Origin of the sequence: Arthrobacter sp. zg-Y40, assembly GCF_020731535.1 — a bacterium.
GTDB lineage: Bacteria > Actinomycetota > Actinomycetes > Actinomycetales > Micrococcaceae > Arthrobacter_B.
Map to the genome: position 1 here is coordinate 360,749 of NZ_JAJFZS010000001.1, position 22,118 is coordinate 382,866.

At 65.6% G+C, this 22,118-nt stretch carries 21 protein-coding genes; 6 read left to right on the forward strand and 15 right to left on the reverse strand.

Going from position 1 to position 22,118, the window contains the following annotated elements:
- Positions 1-60: 60 nt before the first annotated feature.
- From LJ754_RS01640 to groES, 9 genes are all read right to left on the reverse strand, one after another.
- The gene (locus LJ754_RS01640) at positions 61-480 is read right to left on the reverse strand and encodes a DUF3817 domain-containing protein (RefSeq protein ID WP_227912877.1); all 420 of its coding nucleotides are present in this window, start codon (positions 478-480) and stop codon (positions 61-63) included.
- Entirely contained in the window at positions 477-1,286 is an 810-nt protein-coding gene (locus LJ754_RS01645) for an SURF1 family protein (protein WP_227925065.1), read from the reverse strand. The genes LJ754_RS01640 and LJ754_RS01645 overlap by 4 nt, the downstream gene beginning before the upstream one ends.
- A gap of 54 nt (positions 1,287-1,340) precedes the next feature.
- Positions 1,341-1,835, reverse strand: coding sequence for a PTS sugar transporter subunit IIA (locus LJ754_RS01650; RefSeq protein WP_227925066.1), 495 nt, complete (start codon positions 1,833-1,835; stop codon positions 1,341-1,343).
- A gap of 15 nt (positions 1,836-1,850) precedes the next feature.
- Entirely contained in the window at positions 1,851-3,575 is a 1,725-nt protein-coding gene (locus LJ754_RS01655) for a glycerol-3-phosphate dehydrogenase/oxidase (protein WP_227912961.1), read from the reverse strand.
- A gap of 64 nt (positions 3,576-3,639) precedes the next feature.
- Positions 3,640-4,779 (reverse strand): GuaB3 family IMP dehydrogenase-related protein, encoded by a 1,140-nt coding sequence (locus LJ754_RS01660; RefSeq protein ID WP_227912872.1) that lies wholly within the window; start codon positions 4,777-4,779, stop codon positions 3,640-3,642.
- 93 nt (positions 4,780-4,872) lie between these two features.
- Positions 4,873-6,393: an IMP dehydrogenase gene (gene guaB, locus LJ754_RS01665; protein WP_227912871.1), complete on the reverse strand. Its 1,521-nt coding sequence runs from the start codon at positions 6,391-6,393 to the stop codon at positions 4,873-4,875.
- A gap of 83 nt (positions 6,394-6,476) precedes the next feature.
- Positions 6,477-8,531 (reverse strand): acyltransferase family protein, encoded by a 2,055-nt coding sequence (locus LJ754_RS01670; RefSeq protein ID WP_227925067.1) that lies wholly within the window; start codon positions 8,529-8,531, stop codon positions 6,477-6,479.
- Positions 8,532-8,674: 143 nt separating this feature from the next.
- Positions 8,675-10,285: a chaperonin GroEL gene (groL, locus tag LJ754_RS01675; protein ID WP_227925068.1), complete on the reverse strand. Its 1,611-nt coding sequence runs from the start codon at positions 10,283-10,285 to the stop codon at positions 8,675-8,677.
- 82 nt (positions 10,286-10,367) lie between these two features.
- Complete coding sequence (groES, locus tag LJ754_RS01680; RefSeq protein WP_146361179.1) at positions 10,368-10,664, reverse strand: co-chaperone GroES; 297 nt, start codon at positions 10,662-10,664, stop codon at positions 10,368-10,370.
- Positions 10,665-10,998: 334 nt separating this feature from the next.
- On the opposite strand from groES, the gene LJ754_RS01685 reads away from it, so the two are divergent.
- The 4 genes from LJ754_RS01685 to LJ754_RS01700 all read left to right on the forward strand — a co-directional run bounded on the left by LJ754_RS01685 (position 10,999) and on the right by LJ754_RS01700 (position 14,834).
- On the forward strand, positions 10,999-11,940 hold the full coding sequence (locus LJ754_RS01685; RefSeq protein WP_227925069.1) for a siderophore ABC transporter substrate-binding protein: 942 nt from the start codon (positions 10,999-11,001) through the stop codon (positions 11,938-11,940).
- Between the two features lie 63 nt (positions 11,941-12,003).
- Positions 12,004-13,029, forward strand: a complete 1,026-nt coding sequence (locus LJ754_RS01690) for an ABC transporter permease (RefSeq protein WP_227925070.1) — start codon at positions 12,004-12,006, stop codon at positions 13,027-13,029.
- Positions 13,022-14,038 (forward strand): iron chelate uptake ABC transporter family permease subunit, encoded by a 1,017-nt coding sequence (locus LJ754_RS01695; protein ID WP_227912862.1) that lies wholly within the window; start codon positions 13,022-13,024, stop codon positions 14,036-14,038. Before LJ754_RS01690 ends, LJ754_RS01695 begins: the two co-directional genes overlap by 8 nt.
- A 37-nt stretch (positions 14,039-14,075) precedes the next feature.
- Complete coding sequence (locus LJ754_RS01700) at positions 14,076-14,834, forward strand: iron ABC transporter ATP-binding protein (RefSeq protein WP_227925071.1); 759 nt, start codon at positions 14,076-14,078, stop codon at positions 14,832-14,834.
- Between the two features lie 10 nt (positions 14,835-14,844).
- On the opposite strand, the gene LJ754_RS01705 is transcribed toward LJ754_RS01700, so the two are convergent.
- Positions 14,845-15,639 (reverse strand): hypothetical protein, encoded by a 795-nt coding sequence (locus LJ754_RS01705; protein WP_227925072.1) that lies wholly within the window; start codon positions 15,637-15,639, stop codon positions 14,845-14,847.
- Between the two features lie 387 nt (positions 15,640-16,026).
- Here LJ754_RS01705 and LJ754_RS01710 point away from each other — a divergent pair, with 387 nt between their 5' ends.
- A complete protein-coding gene (locus tag LJ754_RS01710; RefSeq protein WP_227912854.1) occupies positions 16,027-16,329 on the forward strand; it encodes a hypothetical protein in 303 nt (100 codons plus the stop codon).
- Between the two features lie 32 nt (positions 16,330-16,361).
- Here LJ754_RS01710 and LJ754_RS01715 read toward each other — a convergent pair whose 3' ends face one another.
- The 4 genes from LJ754_RS01715 to LJ754_RS01730 form a co-directional block, all read right to left on the reverse strand.
- Entirely contained in the window at positions 16,362-17,747 is a 1,386-nt protein-coding gene (locus LJ754_RS01715; protein ID WP_227925073.1) for a hypothetical protein, read from the reverse strand.
- A gap of 101 nt (positions 17,748-17,848) precedes the next feature.
- Positions 17,849-18,253 carry a hypothetical protein gene (locus LJ754_RS01720; RefSeq protein WP_227925074.1) on the reverse strand — a complete coding sequence of 135 codons (405 nt, stop codon included), beginning with the start codon at positions 18,251-18,253 and terminating at the stop codon, positions 17,849-17,851.
- An 82-nt stretch (positions 18,254-18,335) separates the two neighbouring features.
- Positions 18,336-18,695, reverse strand: coding sequence for a hypothetical protein (locus LJ754_RS01725; RefSeq protein WP_227925075.1), 360 nt, complete (start codon positions 18,693-18,695; stop codon positions 18,336-18,338).
- A 111-nt stretch (positions 18,696-18,806) separates the two neighbouring features.
- On the reverse strand, positions 18,807-19,961 hold the full coding sequence (locus LJ754_RS01730; RefSeq protein ID WP_227925076.1) for a MalY/PatB family protein: 1,155 nt from the start codon (positions 19,959-19,961) through the stop codon (positions 18,807-18,809).
- A 54-nt stretch (positions 19,962-20,015) separates the two neighbouring features.
- Here LJ754_RS01730 and LJ754_RS01735 point away from each other — a divergent pair, with 54 nt between their 5' ends.
- A complete protein-coding gene (locus LJ754_RS01735) occupies positions 20,016-21,245 on the forward strand; it encodes a class I SAM-dependent methyltransferase (RefSeq protein ID WP_227925077.1) in 1,230 nt (409 codons plus the stop codon).
- Between the two features lie 42 nt (positions 21,246-21,287).
- Here LJ754_RS01735 and LJ754_RS01740 read toward each other — a convergent pair whose 3' ends face one another.
- Positions 21,288-22,100 carry a shikimate 5-dehydrogenase gene (locus LJ754_RS01740; RefSeq protein ID WP_227925078.1) on the reverse strand — a complete coding sequence of 271 codons (813 nt, stop codon included), beginning with the start codon at positions 22,098-22,100 and terminating at the stop codon, positions 21,288-21,290.
- Between the last annotated feature and the right edge of the window lie 18 nt (positions 22,101-22,118).

Below are 22,118 nucleotides of genomic sequence, written 5' to 3' on the forward strand. Positions count from 1 at the left end.
CGCCGGGCATGCACACCGGCCGGCGGACGCTTTGCTGCATCCGCTGGCCGGCAGGTCCGCTTAGTACCGCTTGGCCGCTTCAGGATGGGCGTCGAGCTCGGCCAGGACCTGCTTGTGGACGCGTCCCTCGACAATAAAGGAGAGGAACGGCACAACGCCGCCGAGGGCGATGAGGATGAACTTGGAGAACGGCCAGCGCATCAGCTGCCACAGCCGGAAGTCCGAAAGCAGGTAAACCACGTACATCCAGCCGTGCAGGATCAGCACGCCGATGGACAGGTTGACCCCGCCCACAATGATTTCGGTATTGAAGCCGTACTTGGCAACCATCTCTACCACCAGGGCCAGCAGCAGCACGCCGGTGACGTAGGCAAAGACCTTGTAGAACCCCAGGGCGGAGCGGATCTGGGCGTGCGTACCCCCGAACCGGCGCTTCTTTTTCTTCGGGGTTGCTTTGGCGGTGCCTGCGGATTCGCTCACTTGGTTACCTCACTGCTGGGGTGGTCGGCTTCGGGTTCTGCATCGTCGTCGTCATACTCGTCTTCGTATTCGTCGTCCTCAAGGCTGCGCCGGTAGTCGTCGGCCACCAGCCGCCACCACAGGAACACGGAGAAACCGGCGAAAACAATCCATTCCAGGGCGTAGAAAATGTTCAGCCAGTTGACCGGGGTTTCCTCCGGCTGGGCTTGAACCTGCACGGGCTGCATGCTGCCCGTCTCAGGTGCCACGCCGTCGACCGTGAGCTCATGCGCGGTCACGAACGCCGAATACGACGGGGTGTCCCACAGGTTGATCAGCTCGGCGGTGGACAGCGATGCAACACGGCCCTCTGCGGGGGTCTTGGCCACCGGGGCCTCGGTGGGCAGCAGGCGGCCGACGACGGCGGCGTCACCGGCCGGGGCCGGCTCGGCGTCGTCGGGGTCCTGGACCCAGCCGCGGACCACGGGGATCACTTCGCCGGCCGGAGCACCGTCGACCTTGAAGGCGGTGACCACCCAGTAGCCCTCCTGTCCGTCCTGGAGCCGCTGCTCCACGAGGACGGATTTTTCCGGTTCAAAATGCCCGGTGAAGGAGACCATCTGGTCGGCTTCGGATTCGAAGATCGGTTTGCCGGGGGTGAAGGCTTCGGTCAGCGGGCGGACGTCTTCGGTGGCCCGGGGGCCGGTGGACTCCTCCGGTTCGGCGCTGGAGAACTGCCATTGGCTCAACAGCACAAAGACCGTCGAGATTGCTAGGGCAAAGAGCAGGCCGGCTATCCAGCGCGGCTGCAGGGCAGTTTTGAGCACGCGTTAACGGTACTTCGTCCGGCTGTAGAAAACCCAATGGCGTTTGGCTGGTGCCTAGTGGTCGAAGAACACCAGGGAGGAATTGATCAGTTCCGCAATAACCTCGGCATCGTTGGCCCGGCGCAGGGAATCCCTGAAGGCGGGCCGGAACAGGGACCGCGCAATGGTGGCCAGCACTTCCAAGTGCTGGGAGAAGGACGCAGAAGGTGTGGCGATGAGCAAGATCACAGTTGCCGGGCCGTCGGCGGCACCGAAATCCACGCTGTGCCCGTACCGGGCTATGCCCACGGCGATGGATGTCTCGCGGACGTACTCGCTGCGGGCGTGGGGCAGCCCGATCCCGCCGGGCAGCCCGGTGGCCATCTGGTGTTCCCGGGCACGCACCTGCTCCAGGAAGCCCTCCAGGTTACTGATCCGCCCGGTGGCATAGAGCCGCGCCGCCAGCTGCGCCGCGGCGTCGTACCGGTCCGCTGCCTCCATTTCCAGGATCACCAGCGCAGGTTCGGTGAGCACCGCCCCCGCTTCGTTCAGTGAAAGTTCTTCAGCCAAGGTTTCCGATTCCGCCTAGATCCTGGGGGCAATGTCTTCAGCGGCCAGGCGGGCGGCGTCGGCACTCTTGTCGTCGGGCTGTTCCTGGCTGAGCCGTTCAGCCTCCACCCGGGCCGCGTAATGCGCCACTTCGCTTTCGGTCCGGGCCACGTCCCAGCCCAGCAGCGGAGCCATCAGCTCGGCGGCCACCGGCGCAGCGGACACCCCGCGGTCCCAGGTCTCAATGGAGATGCGTGTCCGGCGGGCCAGAACGTCCTCCACATGCCGGGCGCCCTCATGCGTGGTGGCGTAGACGACCTCGGCGCGCAGGTAGTCGTCGGCGCCGGGCAGCGGTTCGGCCAGGGCCGGATCCTCGCGGATCAGGTCCAGCACGTCGTAGGCCATGGAGCCGTACCGGTTGAGCAGGTGTTCAACCCGGGCTACGTGCACCCCGTACTCGTCGGCGGTGCGGTGCCGCCGGTTCCAGGCCGCCGCGTAGCCCACCGCTCCCAGCAGCGGGATGGTCTGGGTGCAGCTTTCGGGCACCTTTTCGTCCAGCGCCCGGGCGGCCTCGTCAACGGCGTCCTTGGCCATCACGCGGTAGGTGGTCCATTTTCCGCCGGCCACCACCACCAGGCCGGGCACGGGGTGGGCCACCACGTGCTCGCGGGACAGCTTGGCCGTGGAGTCATTCTCGCCGGCCAGCAGCGGCCGGAGCCCGGCGTAGACCCCCTCCACATCCGCGCGCCCCAGCGGCGTCTTCAGCACCAGGTTCACATGCTCAAGGATGTAGTCGATGTCCGCCGAGGTAGCCGCGGGATGGGCCTTGTCCAGGTTCCAGTCAGTGTCGGTGGTGCCGATGATCCAGTGCCGTCCCCACGGGATGACGAACAGCACCGACTTCTCGGTCCGCAGGATCATGCCCACGGTGGACTGGATGCGGTCCTTGGGGACCACCAGGTGCACCCCCTTGGAGGCCCGGACCTTCAGCTGGCCGCGGTCGGTGACCAGGGCCTGGGTTTCGTCCGTCCATACACCGGTGGCGTTGACCACCTGGCTGGCGGCAATATCGAACTCGGCACCGGTCTCCTGGTCGCGGACGCGGGCGCCAACCACCCGCTCCCCCTCGCGCAGGAACTCGACCACGGCCAGGCGGTTGACCACGGCTGCCCCGTAATGCGCCGCGGTCCGGACCATGTTGGCCACGTACCGGGCATCGTCCACCTGCCCGTCGTAGTAGCGGATGGCACCCACCATCGCGTCATCCTTCAGGCTCGGGGCCATGCGCAGGGTCTGCTTGCGGGTCAGGTGCTTCTGCATGGGCACGCCCCGGGAATTGCCAGAGGTCATGCCCATGGTGTCGTAGAGGAAGATGCCTGCACCCACGTAGGGCCGCTCGATGACCCGCTTGGTGAGCGGATACAGGAACGCCACGGGCTTCACCAGGTGCGGGGCGATCCGCTGGAGCAGCAGGCCGCGCTCCTTCAGTGCCTCCTGCACGAGGGCGAAGTCCAGCATTTCCAGGTAGCGCAGGCCGCCGTGGATGAGTTTGGAGGACCGTGACGATGTTCCCGACGCCCAGTCACGGGCCTCCACCATGCCCACCTTCAAGCCCCGCGTTACGGCGTCCAGGGCTGCTCCGGCGCCCACGACGCCGCCACCCACAATCAGGATGTCCAGTTCATTTCCGGGTTGCGCGGTGGACCGCAGCCGGTCCATCGCATCAATCCGGTACTCGGGGCTCAGGGCGTCTGCAGACATGGTCAAGGTTCCTCTCTAGGGTCCTGCCGTAGCTGCGTCCACTCTAGGCAATGAGCGGCGGTTATTACAGGTTGTACTGGTACGGCGAAACCAACACCTCAATACGCTGGAAAGCCTTGAGGTCCGAATACCCGGTGGTCGCCATGGCCCGGCGCAGCGCGCCCATCAGGTTCGAGGTGCCGTTGGTGTGGTGGGAGGGGCCCCACAGGACTTCCCGAAGCGGTCCCACGGTGTCCAGCCGGACCCTGTCGCCGCGCGGCAGCTCGCTGTGGTGGGCTTCCTGGCCCCAGTGCCAGCCCTGCCCCGGCGCCTCTTCGGCGCGGGCCAGCGCGGAACCGAGCATTACCGCGTCGGCGCCCATGGCGAAGGCCTTGATGATGTCGCCGCTGGTGCCCATGCCGCCGTCGGCAATGACGTGCACGTACCGGCCGCCGGACTCATCCATGTAGTCCCGGCGCGCTTCGGCAATGTCGGAGATGGCCGTAGCCATGGGGGCGTGGATGCCCAGGGCGCGGCGGGTGGTGGTGGTGGCTCCGCCGCCGAAGCCGACCAGCACGCCGGCGGCGCCGGTGCGCATCAGGTGCAGGGCCGGGGTGTAGCCGGCAGCGCCGCCGACAATTACGGGGACATCGAGTTCGTAGATGAACTGCTTCAGGTTCAGCGGTTCCACGTTCTTGGACACGTGCTCGGCCGAAACGGTGGTGCCGCGGATGACGAAAACGTCGACGCCGGCAGCCAGGACCGTCTTGTAGAACTCCTGGGTGCGCTGCGGGGTGAGCGAACCGGCAACCGTCACGCCGGCGTCGCGCATCTCGGCCAGCCGGGAACTGATCAGCTCGGCGCGGATGGGAGCGTCGTAGATTTCCTGCAGGCGGGCGGTGGCGGCGGGATTGAAGTTGTCGCGGCTGAGCTCGGCAATTTCGTCCAGCAGCGGCTGCGGATCTTCGTACCGGGTCCACAGGCCTTCGAGGTTCAGCACACCCAGGCCGCCCAGCTTGCCCAGCGCAATGGCGGAGGCCGGGGACATGACCGAGTCCATGGGCGCGCCGATGACCGGCATCTCGAACTGGTAGGCGTCTATCTGCCAGTTGATCGAGACGTCCTGCGGATCACGGGTACGCCGCGAGGGCACAATTGCCACGTCATCCAGGGAGTAGGCTCTGCGCCCTTGCTTGCCACGGCCAATTTCAATCTCGTTACTCACACTCCCTAGGTTATCCCAGTGTGTGACGGGAGGCTTAAACACCAAGGGCAGCCGCCGCGCAGTGCGCAGGAGCTGCCCTTGGCCGGAAACCGGTTAGCGGCGTGAACCGTAGTTCGGTGCCTCGACAGTCATCATGATGTCGTGCGGGTGGGATTCCTTCAGGCCGGCCGGGGTGATCCGGACGAACTTGCCCTTGGCCTTCAGTTCGGGGATGGTGCGTGCGCCGGTGTAGAACATGGTCTGGCGCAGGCCGCCCACCAGCTGGTGGGCCACGGCCGAGAGCGGCCCGCGGTAGGGCACCTGGCCCTCGATGCCTTCCGGGATCAGCTTTTCGTCGCTGGGGACGTCGGCCTGGAAGTAGCGGTCCTTGGAGTAGGAGGTGTTCTTGCCCCGGGACTGCATGGCACCCAGGGAGCCCATGCCGCGGTAGGACTTGAACTGCTTGCCGTTGACGAACACCAGGTCACCCGGGCTTTCGGCAGAACCGGCGAGCAGGCCGCCGAGCATAACGGTGTCGGCGCCGGCCACAATGGCCTTGCCGATGTCGCCGGAGTACTGCAGGCCGCCGTCGGCGATCAGCGGCACGCCGGCAGGAATGGCCGCCTTGGACGCTTCGTAGATGGCGGTGATCTGGGGTACCCCGACGCCGGCCACCACGCGGGTGGTGCAGATGGAGCCGGGGCCCACACCCACCTTGATGGCGTCGGCACCGGCGTCAATCAGTGCCTGGGCGCCTTCGCGGGTGGCCGCCTGGCCGCCGATGATGTCCACGTGTGCCGCGGCCGGATCCTTCTTCAGGCGGGCGATCATTTCCAGCACACCGGCGCTGTGGCCGTTGGCGGTGTCCACCACGAGGATGTCGACGCCGGCCTCCACCATGGACATGGCACGCTCGTACCCGTCGCCGAAGAACCCGATGGCGGCGCCCACGCGCAGCCGTCCTTCATCGTCCTTGGTGGCCAGCGGGTACTGCTCCGCCTTGTCGAAGTCCTTGACGGTGATCAGGCCCTGCAGCTTGCCGTCGTCGTCCACCAGCGGCAGCTTCTCGATGCGGTTCTTGCCGAGCAGCTCCACGGTTTCCTCGGCGCTGATCCCCACCCGGCCGGTGATGAGCGGCATCCGCGTCATTACTTCTTCGACCTTGCGGTTGGGGTACTCGGAGACCGGAATGAACCGGGTGTCGCGGTTGGTCACAATGCCCAGCAGCGTGTTTTCCTCGTCGACAACCGGCAGGCCGGAAACACGGAAGTGTGCGCACAGGTCATCGAGGTCGCGCAGGGTGGCGCCGGGGGAAATGGTGACCGGGTTGGTGATCATGCCCGATTCGCTGCGCTTGACGCGGTCCACGTGCTCGGCCTGGTCAGCGATGGAAAGGTTGCGGTGGATGACGCCGAGGCCGCCCTGGCGGGCCATTGCGATGGCCATGCGGGACTCGGTCACCGTGTCCATGGCTGCCGAAAGCAGCGGGGTCTGCACGGTGATGCGCTTGGACAGCCGCGAGCTGGTGTCTGCTTCGGAGGGGATAACATCCGTCGGGCCGGGCAGCAGGAGGACGTCGTCGTACGTCAGGCCGACGAAGCCGAACGGATCATGTTCTGGGTACTGCTGACTCAAAGCTGCGCCTCTTTCGGGGAATGAGAGGAAGGAAAAGGCCCGATGTAGCCTGTACCTATCCTAAAACGAAAGCGCCCGTGCCCCTATTCCACGGGTTGGTAACCTTCGGCCGGAACGGGTTCACCATCCCAGCCGGTGGTCGCCAGTATCCGCTGGGAAAGGACCCGCGCGGTGGTCTCCAGGTAGGTCTTACCCAGATGGTCGTGGTCCATGTACACGAGCATGTTGCCCACGATGCCCGGGCACTCCCCCTCCGTGCACAGCCGGTCGCTCATATCCACCACAGCTGTCCCCGGAATCCGCTCGGATAAGCCCTCAAGCGGGGAAACCGGGGCCAGGACCCGGCTGCGCGGCATGCTGCAGCTCGCCGGATCCAGCTCGTTGCTTTCCAGGCACTTGACCATGTCGTAGTCGAAACGGGGGTTGTCGCGCAGGGCGATAACGCCGATCCCCGCCTCGGCGAAAGGCCGCACGCCGTCGTCGTAACCCGGGACCAGGACCTCCTCCGGCGAGCTTTCGCGTGTGAGCGATGCCACCGTAAACACGGCGTCGGGAGTTCTTTCCACCACGTACCGTGCGGCGGCGGCATTAAAGGAATTGCATTCGGCACTGCGCTCCGGCACGTCGCCGCCGTAGCGGCAGCCGGGCTTGAGCACGGCGATCAGGTGCCACGAGTTCGTCCGGGCCACAGGACCCATCGCGGCCATCCACTGCTGGGCATGCGAGTCCCCGAGGACCACGATGGTGCGCTCGGCGCCCTCCGGCGACCCGATTTCCAGGCACTTGCCCAACAGCGGATCGGCAGGCGCGTACTCCGGCGCGCAGGCGCCGTCGAAGTCCGCCCATTCACTGCCGATGCTGCTCACGGCCGGTTTGAGCACGGCTTCAGCCGGCACGGACTCCACGAAGGCCGGATCCAGGGCCAGGGCACCCGGGTTTTCCGCCACGCCCTGGCTCATGACCTTGATCTGAGTCCCGTGCACCTGCCGCTGCCAGCCGGCCAGGGGTGCAGCCACCACGGCCAGCAGGGCGGCAATGACGACGGCGGAACGCCAGCGTCCGGCTCCGCTCCAGGACAAGGACCGCACGGGCGCTTCCACGAACCGGGTACTGAGCACGGCCAGGACCAGGGACGCTGCGATGACCAGTGCACCGTCTACCGGCCCGGCGGAATCCTGCCCGGAATACACCAGCCAGAACACCAGGACCGGCCAATGCCACAGGTACAGGCCGTAGGAGCTGTTGCCCAGCTTCACCAGGGGCGGTGCGGCAAGGAAACGGTCCACCCCCGCCCTGCTGCCGGTCTGCCCCGCCACAATGATCATGGCGGCGGCCAGCAGGGGCCAGAGGGCAATATATCCGGGGAACTGCTGCTGGACCTGGAGCAGCACGCCGCAGCTGAGCATGGCAGCCAGGCCGACCCAGCCCATAATAATCCGGAGCAGGCGCGGCAGGTTGAGGTACGGCAGTGCCAGGGCCAGCAGCGAACCCAGTGCGAACTCCCACAGGCGGGTGCGGGTGTCGAAGTAGGCGTAGGCCTGGTTCACGGCAGTTTCGCGGACGGAAAAGGCCAGGGAGAGGGTAAAGACCGTGCCGAACACCGCCAGCAGTACCGGGCGGAAGCGCCATCCGAAGGCCGCCGCGGCCCCGGCAGCCAGGGCAAAGAGCAGGGGCCAGAGGATGAACACCTGGCCTTGGACCGACAGTGACCAGAAGTGCTGGAGCGGACTGGCGCTGCTATGGTCGCGGGCGTAGTAATCCACCGAGCCGTGGGCCAGGGTCCAGTTCTGCACATAAAACAGTGAGGACCAGGCCTGCCGGAACACGCCCGTCCAGTCGCTGGCCGGCAGCAGGACGCGGGCCGCAGCCAGCACGGCCAGCAGCACTGCCGCCGCGGAGGGCAGCAGCCGGGGAAACAGGTGCAGCCAATACCGGCCCAGCGCCAGCGGCCGGCCGGCTTCCATCTTCCGTACAAAGGACCCGGTGAGCAGGAACGCGGACAGGAGCAGGAAAATATCCACGCCGCCGGAAACCCGGTCCAGCCACACGTGGTAAACCATCACCAGCACCACGGCGAGGGCGCGCAGGCCCTGCACTTCGGGCCGGTAGCGCCGCTCCTGCTGGTGTGTGTCCGGCACCCGCTGCCCTTCTGTTCTGGAACATATAACCGGAAGAGTTTACCCGCTGCGTAAGCCCGGCCCCGCAGCCCGGACAGCGCAAGGCCCCGCCGCGGAAGGGTTTCCGGGGCGGGGCCAGGTGCCTGGTGAGGGCGGCTGTTCAGCTAGTGCTGGTGGCCGTGGTCCTCGTCTTCCTCGGCAGGCTTCTCCACCACGAGGGCTTCGGTGGTGAGCACCAGCGAAGCGATCGAAGCGGCGTTGCGCAGGGCCGAGCGGGTGACCTTGACGGGGTCGATGATGCCGGCGGCAATCAGGTCCTCGTACTCGCCGGTGGCGGCGTTGAAGCCGTTGTTGACCTTCAGCTCACCGACCTTGGCGACTACGACCATGCCTTCGGCGCCGGCGTTTTCAGCGATCCAGCGCAGCGGCTGGGCCAGTGCGCGGCGCACCAGCGAAACCGCGGTGGCGGCGTCGCCTTCGAGCTTCAGGACCTCCGGGTCGGTGTCCAGGACCTGCGAGGCGTGGACCAGCGCGGAACCGCCGCCGGCCACAATGCCTTCTTCCAGGGCTGCACGGGTGGAGGAAACAGCATCTTCGATGCGGTGCTTCTTTTCCTTCAGCTCCACCTCGGTGGCTGCGCCGACGCGGATGACGCCGATGCCGCCGGAGAGCTTGGCCAGGCGTTCCTGCAGCTTCTCGCGGTCCCAGTCGGAATCCGTGCGCTCAATCTCCGCACGGATCTGTGCCACGCGGTCGGCAACGTCGGCTTCGGAACCGGCGCCGTCAACAATGGTGGTGTTGTCCTTGGTGACGGTGATCCGGCGGGCCGAACCCAGGACCTCCAGGCCAACCTGGTCCAGCTTCAGGCCCAGATCGGGGCTGACCACCTGTGCGCCGGTGAGGGTCGCGATGTCCTGCATCATGGCCTTGCGGCGGTCGCCGAAGCCCGGAGCCTTGACGGCAACCACGTTCAGGGTGCCGCGGATCTTGTTGACCACCAGGGTGGACAGGGCTTCGCCGTCGACGTCTTCGGCAATGATGAACAGCGGCTTGGAGGTCTGCAGCGCCTTTTCAAGCAGCGGCAGGAACTCGGCAACCGAGGAGATTTTGCCGGAGTTGATCAGGATCAGCGCGTCTTCGAGGACGGCTTCCTGGCGCTCCGGATCGGTGACGAAGTACGGCGAGAGGTAGCCCTTGTCGAACTGCATGCCTTCGGTGATGGCCAGTTCGGTCTGCGTGGAGGAGGACTCCTCGATGGTGATCACGCCGTCCTTGCCGACGGTGTCGAAGGCCTGCGCCAGCAGTTCGCCGATCTCGGTGCTCTGCGCGGAGATGGCGGCCACGTGGGCCACCTGGTTGCCTTCAACTTCCTTGGCATTCTCCAGAAGGCGCTTGGCAACGGCGTCCACGGACACCTCGATGCCGCGCTTGAGCTGCCCGGGAGCAGCACCGGCGGCAACGTTGCGCAGGCCTTCCTTGACCAGGGCCTGCGCCAGGACGGTGGCCGTGGTGGTGCCGTCGCCGGCAACATCGTTGGTCTTGGTGGCTACTTCCTTGGCCAGCTGTGCGCCAAGGTTCTCGTACGGGTCATCGAGCTCGACTTCGCGGGCAATCGTGACGCCGTCGTTGGTGATGGTGGGAGCGCCCCAGGACTTAGCCAGGACGACGTTGCGGCCGCGCGGGCCGAGGGTCACCTTGACTGCGTTGGCGAGCTTATCAACGCCGGCTTCCAGCGAGCGACGGGCGGAGTCATTGAACTCCAACTGCTTTGCCATGTGTGTGTCCTTTCCGACAACTACATCTGCACCTGCATCAGAAAACCCCGGCCAGGATGTGGCCGGGGTTTTCCGGGGGGAACTACTTTACGACGACGGCCAGCACGTCGCGGGCGGACAGCACCAGGTACTCCTGGCCACCGTGCTTGACTTCGGTTCCGCCGTACTTGGAGTAGATGACTACGTCGCCTTCGGCAACGTCAACCGGGATGCGGTTGCCGTTGTCGTCAACGCGGCCGGGTCCAACTGCAACTACTTCGCCCTCCTGGGGCTTTTCCTTGGCAGTGTCCGGGATAACGAGACCGGAAGCAGTGGTCTGCTCGGCCTCGAGGGGGCGGACAACAATACGATCTTCAAGGGGCTTAATAGAGACCGACACTCGGGCTCTCCTTTGCGTAGTTTCTAACAGAATGGGGCCGTTGGTTGGCGCTGGCCGTCGTCGCGGTGCCGGTTCGCGCTGTCCCTTCGGGAGTTAGCACCCTCACGTTCGGAGTGCTAAGTGAGACTTTATGCAACGGTTAGCACTCGGTCAAGGTGAGTGCCAGCGCAGGCCGATTCCCGCCGTCTCCGGCGGTCCATTGCGCGTCTAATGCCGGGAAAGCTGATTTGCTTAGGCTTACCTAAGCGGGATAGTTTTCATCTGCGCGCATCATTAGAAAACATTTCTGTGCCCTATTTCCGAAACAGGCACCACGACTCTTACCGGAGCCCCCATGATCACCACGTCCCGCCTGCTGGCCGGAACCGCCCTTGTGTCCCTCCTGGCCCTCAGCGCCTGCTCCACCGAAGCCGCAGAAGCCGACGCCGAGTCCACGCAGGCCTCCACCGTGACGGTCGAGCACGCGCAGGGCAGCACCGAAGTACCGGTGAACCCCGAGACCGTCTACACCTTCGACCTCGGTGCGCTGGACACCATGGATGCACTCGACATTGACGTCGACGGCGTCCCGGCAGCCAACTTCCCCGAGAGCCTGTCCAAGTACGCGGCGGATGACATCACCAAGATCGGCAGCATGAAGGAGCCGGACTTCGAAGCCATTAGCGCCGAGGCCCCGGATTTGATCATCATTTCCGGCCGCGTTGCGGATTCCTATGCGGAACTGAACAAGATCGCCCCGACCATCGACCTGAGTGTCGACAACACCAATGCGTGGAACTCCTTCGAGGAAAACACCCGGACCATCGGAAAGATCTTCGGCAAGGACGACATGGTCGAGGACAAGCTCTCGGCGCTGGAGTCCAAGGTCGGGGACACCAAGAAGCTGGCAGCCGACGCCGGCAACGGCCTGATCGTGATGACCAGCGGCGGCGAAATGACCGCCTACGGCGCCGGCTCGCGTTTCGGCATCATCCATGACGTCCTCGGCGTCGAGCCCGCTGCCGAAGTGAAGACCGAAGGCGCCCACGGCGAGTCCGTGTCCTTCAACTACATTGCCGACACCAACCCCGACCACTTGTTCGTGATTGACCGGGACGTTGCCGTCGGCGAATCCGGCGAAGCCGCGTCCGCCGTGCTGGACAACGAACTGGTCAAGAGCACCAAGGCTGCTCAGAACAACAACATCACCATGCTGGACTCCGCCAGCTGGTACCTGGTCGGATACGGCCTGAACAACGTCGACTCGATGGTTTCCACCATCCACGACGCCCTCTAGCCGCGCCTCCCCCGCTCCGCGGCCCGGCACCTGTGCCGGGCCGCGGAGGAACTGGACATCACTATGACCGCTACCGCCGCGCAGCCGGCACCAGCCCACGCCGCCGTTGAACGGCGGCGCTTTGTGCGTTCGGCCTCCGGACTCGCCGCGGGTGTATGCATTGTTATCCTCCTGGCAGCCCTCAGCCTCTTTGTGGGCGTGGGCGACCTGTCCCTGTCCTCGCTGCTTGCCGGGGATCCCACCACGCAGATGCTCTTCTGGGCCAGCCAATTCCCCCGCACCCTGAGCATCGTCCTGGCAGGCATGGCCCTGAGCGTGGCCGGCCTGATCATGCAGCTGATGGCCCGCAACAAGTTCGTGGAGCCCTCCACTGTGGGAACGGTGGAATCGGCGCAGCTGGGCATCCTCGCCGTCACGGTGCTGCTGCCGGGTGCATCCATGTTCCTGAAGATGTCCGCGGCCTCGGTCTTCGCCGCCGCGGGGACCGCACTGTTCCTGCTGGTCCTGCGCCGGATTCCGTTGCGCAACACCCTGATTGTCCCCCTGGTGGGAATCATGCTCGGCGGCGTCATTTCCGCCGTCACCACGTTCTTCGCCTACCGCACCGACCTGCTGCAGACCCTCAACAGCTGGATGATCGGCGACTTCTCAGGTGTCCTGCGCGGACGCTACGAGCTGCTGTGGATTGTGGGCGCCCTGACCCTGATCGGCTACCTTGCCGCAGACCGCTTCACCGTGGCCGGCATGGGGGCGGATTTCACCACCAACCTCGGCCTGGACTACAACCGGGTCATGGCACTGGGCCTGGTCATCGTGTCCCTGATCAGTGCCGTGGTTGTGGTCAGCGTCGGCTCCATACCCTTCCTGGGACTGATCGTGCCGAACCTGGTCTCGCTGCTGATCGGTGACAACGTGCGCCGGGCTGTTCCCTGGGTTGCCGTGTTCGGTGCCGGTTTCGTGCTGCTGTGCGACATCATCGGCCGCACCATCCGCTACCCGTATGAAATTCCCGTAGGCGTTATTGTGTCCGCCGTCGGCAGTGTCATCTTCCTGTACCTTCTGCTGCGCAAACGGGGTTCCCGTGCCTGAGTCCTCCCCCAGCGTGCTGCCCGCAGCCCTCACGGAGCACCGGCGCCGGCCGGTCCGGACGGTGCCGGCGAAATTCTGGATCATCACCCTGGGCGTGGTGGCTGCGGCCCTCGTCGCCGTGTTCATGACCATCGAGCTCCGCGGCAACCTGGGCTACATCCTGCCCCGGCGTGCCGTGAAGGTGGGTTCCATGATCCTGGTGGCCTACGCCGTCGGCGTCTCCACGGTGCTGTTCCAGACCGTGACTGCCAACCGCATCCTCACCCCCTCCATCATGGGCTTCGACGCCCTGTACGTCCTGATCCAGACCGTGCTCGTTTTCGCCCTGGGCGGCGGGGCGCTGCTGTCCCTGGGCGCCCCCGCGCGGTTCGGCATCGAAGTGCTGCTGATGGTGGGCTTCTCCTTCCTGCTGTACCGCTGGCTGTTCACCGGCGGGGGCAAGTCGCTGCACCTGATGCTGCTGGTCGGCATTGTCTTCGGCACCATGTTCCGCGGTTTCTCCTCGCTGCTGCAGCGGCTGATCGACCCGAGCGAATTCATCATCCTGCAGGACCTGTTCTTCGCCAGTTTCAACAACGTGGACGCCGGGCTGCTCGGCTATTCGGCCGTTGCCGTCGCCGTCGTCAGTGCCATGGCCTGGCGCATGCGGCACTCCTTCGACGTGCTGGCGCTGGGCCGGGAAACCGCAGTGAACCTTGGCGTGGACCACAAGCGCGCGGTGACCGCCACGCTGGTCATCTGCTCCGTGCTGGTGGCGGTGTCCACCGCCCTGGTGGGCCCGGTGACCTTCTTCGGCCTGCTCGTCGCGTCCCTGGCCTACCAGCTGTGCGCCCAGTTCCGCCACGCAGCTGTCCTGCCCATTGCCGTACTCCTGGGCATCATTGCCCTGGTGGGCGGGCAGCTGGTGCTGGAGCGGATCTTCGACTTCGATACCGCCCTGAGCATCGTCATTGAATTCGTGGGCGGCATTGTCTTCCTCATCCTGCTCCTGCGGGGATCGGTGAAATGATCCCGTCCCCGCTGCACCGCCAGAAAGGCCCCGCATCATGATTTCCGTTTCCGGCGTGACCAAACGCTACTCCTCCGCCGTCGTGGTGGACGGTGTCAGCTGCGAAATCAAGGAAGGCGGCATCACCTCGATCATTGGACCCAACGGCGCCGGCAAATCCACGCTGCTTTCCATGATCAGCCGGCTGCTGGGGATGGACTCGGGGACGGTCACCGTGGACGGGCTCGACGTCGTCACCACGCCGGGGCGCGACCTTGCGAAGAAGATGGCCATCCTGCGCCAGGACAACCAGCTCACTGTCCGCCTGACTGTGCGGGACCTGGTCGGGTTTGGCCGCTACCCGCACAACGGCGGACGTCCCGGGCCTGCGGACAAGGCCCACATCAATACCGCCATGGAGTACCTGGACCTGGCTGCCCTGGCGGACAAGTTCGTGGACGAGCTGTCCGGCGGCCAGCGCCAGCGCGCGTTCATTGCCATGGTGCTGGCCCAGGACACGGACTACCTGCTGCTGGATGAGCCGCTGAACAACCTGGACATGAAGCACTCCGTGGAAATGATGCGGCTGCTGCGCCGGCTTACCGACGACTTCGGCAAGACCGTGGTGCTGGTCATCCACGACATTAACTTCGCGTCCTGCTATTCGGACGACATCATCGCCATGTGTGACGGCCGGCTGATTCATCAGGGGCCGCCGTCGGACATCATGCGCCCGGAAGTCCTGAAGGACATTTACGACATCGATATCCGGATCGAGGAAATTGAAGGCAACCGGATAGGCGTGTACTTCGCCTGACCGGCCCCGATCAGCGGCCCTGCCCGCGTTGCTGCTGCTTCCGCCCGCCACGGCCGCGGCTCGCCGGCAGCGCAGAGCCGAGCTGCTCGGGGAGAGCATAAATGAGGCACATGAGGATGTCCTGGAGCGTGGAAGATGCAATCGCCTCAAGCGCCGTGCCGGCGCCGGGCAGTGACTGTGCAGCCCAAATGCCGGCCCCGGCAGCGCTGATCCAGGTGAATCCCTGCCCCGAGGACTGGTCGGCCAGGGTCCATTCCGTCCAGTCCGTTTCCAGCATGTCCCGGATCTCTGCGCCGGCTCCCTCCGGGGACGGCAACCGGCCACCGTTCAGCCGGTCCTCATACTCCCGCGCGTCAAGAACCAGGACCTGATGCTCTCCCGGTGCAGCGGCGGTTCCGGGCCCTGCGTGCGGTGACGCGGCCCGGCGGGCCAGTACAGGTGTCAGGCTGCCCAACGGCAGCAGGGACAGCTGCTCGTTTCCGCTGGACGCGCGGGGCCCGGAGAGCAAATCCGGTCCCGTGAGCACGTCGGTTCCCGTAAGCAGCAGTGCCTCGCGTTCTCCGGTCCAGATGTCCAGCCTGGTGCTGCTGCCATAATTGCGGCTGCACAGTGCCAGCCTTCTATCGGCCCGTCGCCAGGGCCCGGCCAGGCGGTGTCCCCGGGCGGTGAGGAAAGCATCTGCAGTCAGCAGGTCCGCGTCCTGCAGTTCGGCCACCGCAGCCGGCTGCAGCCTCCGACGACGCCGTTCCACGGCCGCGCGCGAAACCATGGCCGCCAGTAACTCCAGCGCCGATGCTGAAAGCATGAAACTGTCCAGCGCTTCCGGGAGTGTCCCCTGAGCGGGAGCGGGTGCGGGAAAGGGCCCAGCCGGCTGTGTGCGGGCGGTACTGTGCCGGGCAGTACTGTGCAGGGCGGTACTGTGCAGGGCACTAATTTCCCCGGTGGTGCGGCCGTATACCGGCATTGTTGCTGCCCCCTGATTGACGTGTGGTTCCAACGTACTGGCGGAGGCAAAAACCGTCGATGGGTAGAACTACCCATCGACTACCTGCCCCGCACCGTGCACCATGAAGCCCAACGGCAAATACGCAGGCCCGGCGGCCAGTTAACCGCCCCTTGTATTGCGCCGTCCCAGACCGTTCTCCTAGGTTGGGACCCCAAGCTTCCGCCGCCCGCAAGGAAAGGACCTGCCGTGGACCCCAAACTCCGTGTGGCCATCCGGCTCGACCTCGATCTCCAGCAGGCACGGCTGGTGGTGCACGGGCGGGTCACTGACCAGAACTGCAGGGTGCTGTACGTGCTGGCGCGCCGAGCCAACGCCACCCTTCCGGGCCTCAACGTAGTCCTGGACCTGCGCCGGGCCGTTGTCACCGAGAGCGCCATGGCCGGCCTGACCCGCAGCTCCGAAACGGGCGAACTGCCGGTGCTGACGGGGCGGCCGGAGACGGAGGCACTTGCACCTCGGCAGCTGAGCATCCTGGCTCCGGCGGCTTAGCCCTCCGGACGCCTCCAGCCTTCCGCCACTGCTCAGCGGGTGGGCGCCCCGTTCCCCGGGCGGTGGACAATGTCCTCGAGGGATCGGGCGTGCAGCCATGCGGAAGGGACATCCGCACCGAGATCCAGCGGTGCTCCCGTTGCTGCAGTATGAACCGTTCTGGTGATGGCATCCCAGACCAGGGAGGACGGCTGCGCATCCAGCCGGATACCGCCGTCGGCCGGGATCACCGAGTAGTGGCCTGCCTCGCCGGCATGAAGCCAGCGGAAGCCGGCATTGGCCTCGATATGGGTAATGTCCCAGCTCGTCCACTGGGCGGCCCACAATCGGTGCTCCGCTTCCCCGGCGCTGGGGGCAGGGACAGACGAGGAAGCTACCCTCGCGTGGAACACTCCTTCGCTCACGACAAGCGGATCATGCCGCATGGCCCATGCCGGAGCCACGCCGGCCCATGATGCCAAAACCAACGGCAGAAGGGCGGGGGGAAGTATACGGACTTCGCGTTCCCCGGGCCCATAAGCCGGCTCGGAGGACGGACCGAAGAACGACGGACCGGCGACCAACAAAGCCAGCCCTTCACCGATCCACACGTCCGCCGCTGTTTCCTCGTTACCGCGCCGGGCTGTAAGGGACAGCCTGGCGACGGGATCAGTGAGCGGATAGAGGCAAGCGGCACCCTTCTCCGTGACATGCCCCTCGGCGGTCAGCAGCCCGGCCTCCACCAGTTCCGCCGCTGCAGACCGGTTGCCGGCAAGATCAAACCGGCCCAGTTTCTTCCGTCCTTGAAGGTTCTGCAGGAGGTCGGCGGCAGCAGCGGTCAACAGCCACCCCTCCGGTTGGTAAGGCTGTTCAGCGCTGACCCGGGTGAGGTCCTCGAGATAGGTTTCCCGCTGCTGCGAGGCGAAAACGTCGGGACGGGGATCCCTGTCCCGGTCCAGCTCCGCCCGGTCCAGCTCCGCCCAGTCCGGAATCCGGTTACTGCCGTGGCCGGTGATTGTCAGTTGGTCAACCAGGTATTCGATGAGGGTCTTTTGCCCGGTGTGGTACTCCAAGGCATAGCTGCCGGTCGCTTCAACTACCCCTGCACCGAGCACCCAGATCCACCGGTCCACGCATACGGTTTGGCCGTCCCCCTGATAGACGAAACGCTGCCTTCGTCCGGGGACGGCCCGCCCCAGCGACGGGTCAAAAACCTTGGGCCATTCGTCCACGGACAGAACGTGGAGTGCGGCGAACTGAGCCATGGTGGCGGCAAACCCCGTGGACGCCACCCATTCCAGCGGATGGCCATCGTTCCGCCCGATGCGAATCACAAGGTTGGGGCGGAAATGGCCCTCCGGTACCGGTGGGTGCGCCAGTACCCAGGTGTCATCGGGGCCTTCCTCCTGCACCCATCCCGGAGGAAGGGCAGCGTTCACCCCGCGAAAGCTGACCGGAGAAAAACCTGAAAACAGATCCAATGGGTGCCCCTATAGTTGTCGACGAATAAAGCCGGCGCGCCGGTAAGCGGATCAGGCGTTCACTCAGCGCTTACGGATCCGGCTTGGATTTCCTTCCGCCGCTTCCGATCGGCCTGCCGCGCCCGCTTTCGCTCGGCATTTTCTTCCCGGATAAACCGGGGCTTGAGGAAATTCGGCATCCAGAAACCACCAATCACCCCTATAAAACCGCTCAGCAGAGTAACACAGGCAAACACCATTATGGCGAATTCATTGATATCGGCGGCTAAGGCCATCTGCGAGAGGGGAATGAGGATGAAAAAAAGTCCAATGTAGGTGGACGCCAGGGCAGGTTCACCACTCCGAAAGCTGTTCAGCACCGCTCGGAACGCCAGGAAACGACCGTTATAGACCAAGAGCCCAACCACCATCAGAAACCCGCCGAAGGGCAGGGAAAAAATCGCAAGGAAAAGGTCCTGTTTCAAGGGGATCACCTGTCTCTGTCTGTAGGCACCTGCGGGTCACGCTGGAATGCGGCGCAGAATTGGAAGATACCCCAGGTCCGGGTCATCGTCCGAATACGCTCTTGAACATAGCTGCGCCGGCCTTGCCAATGGCACCTTCTACAGCTTCCTTGGCTTCGCTGACAAGTTCTTTGGCCTTGGCGGCGGCTTTCTCTACCTTTTCGTTCTCGGTAACAGCATTCCAAAGATTTTGCACTCCGTCACCTGCCGCCTGTGTCAAGCTACGGCCACCAAAGATATCCAACTCGGTGTCCACCGCCCATGAAATGGCCATGCCGACGCCAAAGCCCACTACGGTCCCCACCGGGCCGCCGATCATCGTACCGACTGCGGCACCCGCATAACCTGCACCCAGACCCGCGGCCACACTCGTCCCGGCACGGAAAATGGCTTTCTCATTCACATTTACAGGCCGCAAAACAATGTGCATTGTCCGGAACGGAACATTACCGGCGACCACCGCCTTTTACCATGGACAGAACTACCCATGGAAATGCTGCATATACCGGCCCGGCTACCGCAGGGCGGCTGAGGCGGCCAGCCGTGACACGGCCTCGGTAAGCACCTCGGGTGAACAGGCGAAATTCAGGCGGGCGAATCCGGCACCCTGCCGGCCGAACCGCAGTCCCGGTTCCAACGCCACCCGCGCATGGTCCAAGGCGAACGCAGCCGGATCATCTCCCCAGTCCGCCGCACCGAAGTCCAGCCAGGCAAGGTAGCCAGCCGACGGCGCACGGTAGCCGACCCCGGGCAAATGCTCCGCCAGCAGCTCCCCCAGCAGTATCCGGTTTTCCGCCAGTGATTCCATCACCCCGGCCAGCCAAGGGCCGCCGTCGTTGTACGCCGCTGTTGTGGCATGCAGGCCCAGGATGCTGGTGCGGGCGGACACTTCCGCCGGCATGGAGTCCAGCTGCAGCCGGGTCCGTTCACTTGCCGCCGCCATCACGGCGCACTTGGTGCCGGCAATGTTCCAGGCCTTGCTGGCGGCGGTGACGCAGATGCCGAACTCCCGCGCGTTGTCGGACACCGTGAGGTACGGGGTGAAGGAGTCTGGCGAATACGTCAGCGGAGCATGGATTTCGTCGCTGATCACGGCCACGCCGTACTTCGCGGACAGGTCGGCGAGCGCACGCAGGGTGCCGGCGGAGTGGACCAGTCCCAGCGGGTTGTGCGGATTGCACAGCAGCAGGGCATCAGCACCGCGGGCAAAGGCGCGCTCGATGTTGGCCAGGTCCAGCGTCCAGCCTTCTGCGCTGGGCAGCAGCGGCACTTCCACCACGGAGGCATCAGCTTCCACTGGCAGTTCGAAGAACGGCGGATACACCGGCGGGGTGATCACCACGCTGCCGTCCACCGGCACCGTCTGCCGCAGGCATTCCACAATCGCCACGCTCACGTCCGTAGTGCACCGGACATCCCCCGCCTCCACCGTCCAGCCCCAGGTCCGGGCAGCGAACCCGGCAAAGGCCTGCGCCACCATACCGGGCCCGGCGATGTAACCCGTGTCCGATGCCAGCACCCGGTCGATGACGGCCTGCTGCACGGGTTCGGCCAGCGGATAATCCATTTCGGCCACGAACAGGGGCAGCACGTCCTGCGGATACGTCTGCCATTTCCAGCTGGTCCGCTCCCGCAGTGCGGCCAGCGGCTCGGCGGAGATCTTCGTCATGCCGCCCAACCTACAGCTAACGCGGCTGCACGCAGAAGAACTAGGCTGGTGGGCATGCCTGATACTTCCCTTGCACACGTTCTGACCCCCGAGGGATGGCAGCTGCTGAACTCCCTGCCCCCGTATCTCGAATCCGAGTCCCTGAAGCTGAACACGGAGCTGCGCAAGGCCGGGCATTCCCCCGAGCTGGTGGCCGCCGTGCTGACCCAGGCGAAGCTGCGGATGAAGGCCCGGGCAAAGTTCGGCCCGTTCGCGGAGCACATGGTCTTCACCGCCCCGGGATTGGAGCAGGCCACCAGGCTCAATGTTGCGGCCCTGCATGCCCAGCGCTACCAGGCGGCCGGCCTGGCCAAGGTGGCCGACCTCGGCTGCGGAATCGGCGCCGATTCCCTGGCCCTGGCCACCCTGGACCGGCAGGTAACCTCCGTGGAGCTTGATGAGGTCACTGCCGCCGCGGCCACCATCAACCTGATGCCCTGGCCCGAGGCCACCGTGGTGCAGGGACGGGCGGAGGAGTTCGACCTGACCGGATTCGACGGCGTGTGGCTGGATCCCGCGCGCCGCACCACCTCGACGTCGGGAACCACCCGCATCTTTGATCCGGAGGCGTTCTCCCCTCCCCTGTCCTTTGTGGAGTCCCTGGCCGATTCCGGGCTGCCGGTAGGCGTGAAGATGGGCCCGGGCATTCCGCACGAGGCGCTGCCGGCGAACTGCGAAGCGCAGTGGGTCTCCGTGGACGGCGACGTCACGGAAGCCACGCTGTGGTTCAACGCGCTCCGCCGCGACGGCGTCCGCCGGGCGGCGCTGGTTATCGGCGCCGCCGGTGCCGCTGAACTGACCTCACCGGTGGATTACGACGCCGGCGCCCAGGACGTGCAGGTGGGTCCGGCCGAGGGCTACCTCTACGAACCCGACGGCGCCGTGATCCGTGCCGGGCTGGTGGCCGATGTCGCCCGCACATTGGAGGGGCATCTGCTGGATGAGCACATTGCCTACATCTGCGCACCTGAGCTGCGCGAGACGCCGTTTGCCCGGGCCTACCGCATCCTCGAGGTGCGCCCCTACAACGTCAAGGCGCTGAAGGCCTGGGTGAAGGAAAACCGCATCGGCGTGCTGGATATCAAAAAGCGCGGCATGTCCGTGACGCCCGAGGAAGTACGCAAGGCCCTGCTCGCCGGTTCCGGAAGGGGACCGGGCAAAGCGGACAACAAGGCCACACTGGTCCTCACCCGGATTGGGGAAGACCGTGTGGCCCTGGTGGTGGAGCCGGTCCCCGCCGCCTGAGCCGCATACCGGGAGCCGCCGGCGGCCGGCGGGGACGCTCCCTCAGGCGCGGGAGAACTCGCTGGCCGCCCGGACCTGCTCAGGCGTGGGCCGCACACCCGTGTAGAGCACAAACTGCTCCTCGGCCTGGATGGCAATGACCTCCGCGCCGGTGATGACCGGTTTGCCGGCAGCCCGCACGGCCGTGATCAGCGGGGTCTCGGCAGGCAGCGCGACGACGTCGAACACCACCTTCGCGGCAGCCACGGCGTCGTCAGTGAAGGACTGCACGTCCTCGTCCCGGCCCGCCATGCCCAGCGGTGTCACGTTGATGAGCAGGTCCGCCGTCGAGGTTCCCGGGTCCGGCTGCCACGCGAAGTCATACAGGTCCGCCAGCGTCCGCCCGGCGGCCTCGTTGCGGGCCGCCACGGTGACGTCGGAGAAGCCCGCATCCCGCAGGGCCGCGGCGACAGCCTTGGCCATGCCGCCGGACCCGCGCAGCAGCACTGAGTGCGAGGCCGGGACGCTGTGGTCCCGCAGCAGCCGGGCGATGGCGAGGTAGTCCGTGTTGTAAGCGGTGAGCACGCCGTCGTCGTTGACGATGGTGTTCACGGAGTCGATGGCCTTGGCAGAAGGGTCCATCCGGTCCACCAGTGCAATCACCTCCTCCTTGTACGGCATGGACACCGCCGCGCCCCGGATCGGCAGCCCGCGCACCCCGGCAATGGCCTGCGCCAAGTCTGCAGGGGCGAAGGCCTTGTAGACGTAGTTCAGGCCCAGCTCGTCATACAGGTAGTTGTGGAAACGGGTTCCGATGTTGCTCGGCCTGGCGGCCAGGGAGATGCACAGGGTCATGTCTTTGTTCAGGATCGGCATCTGTCCATTATGGCTGCC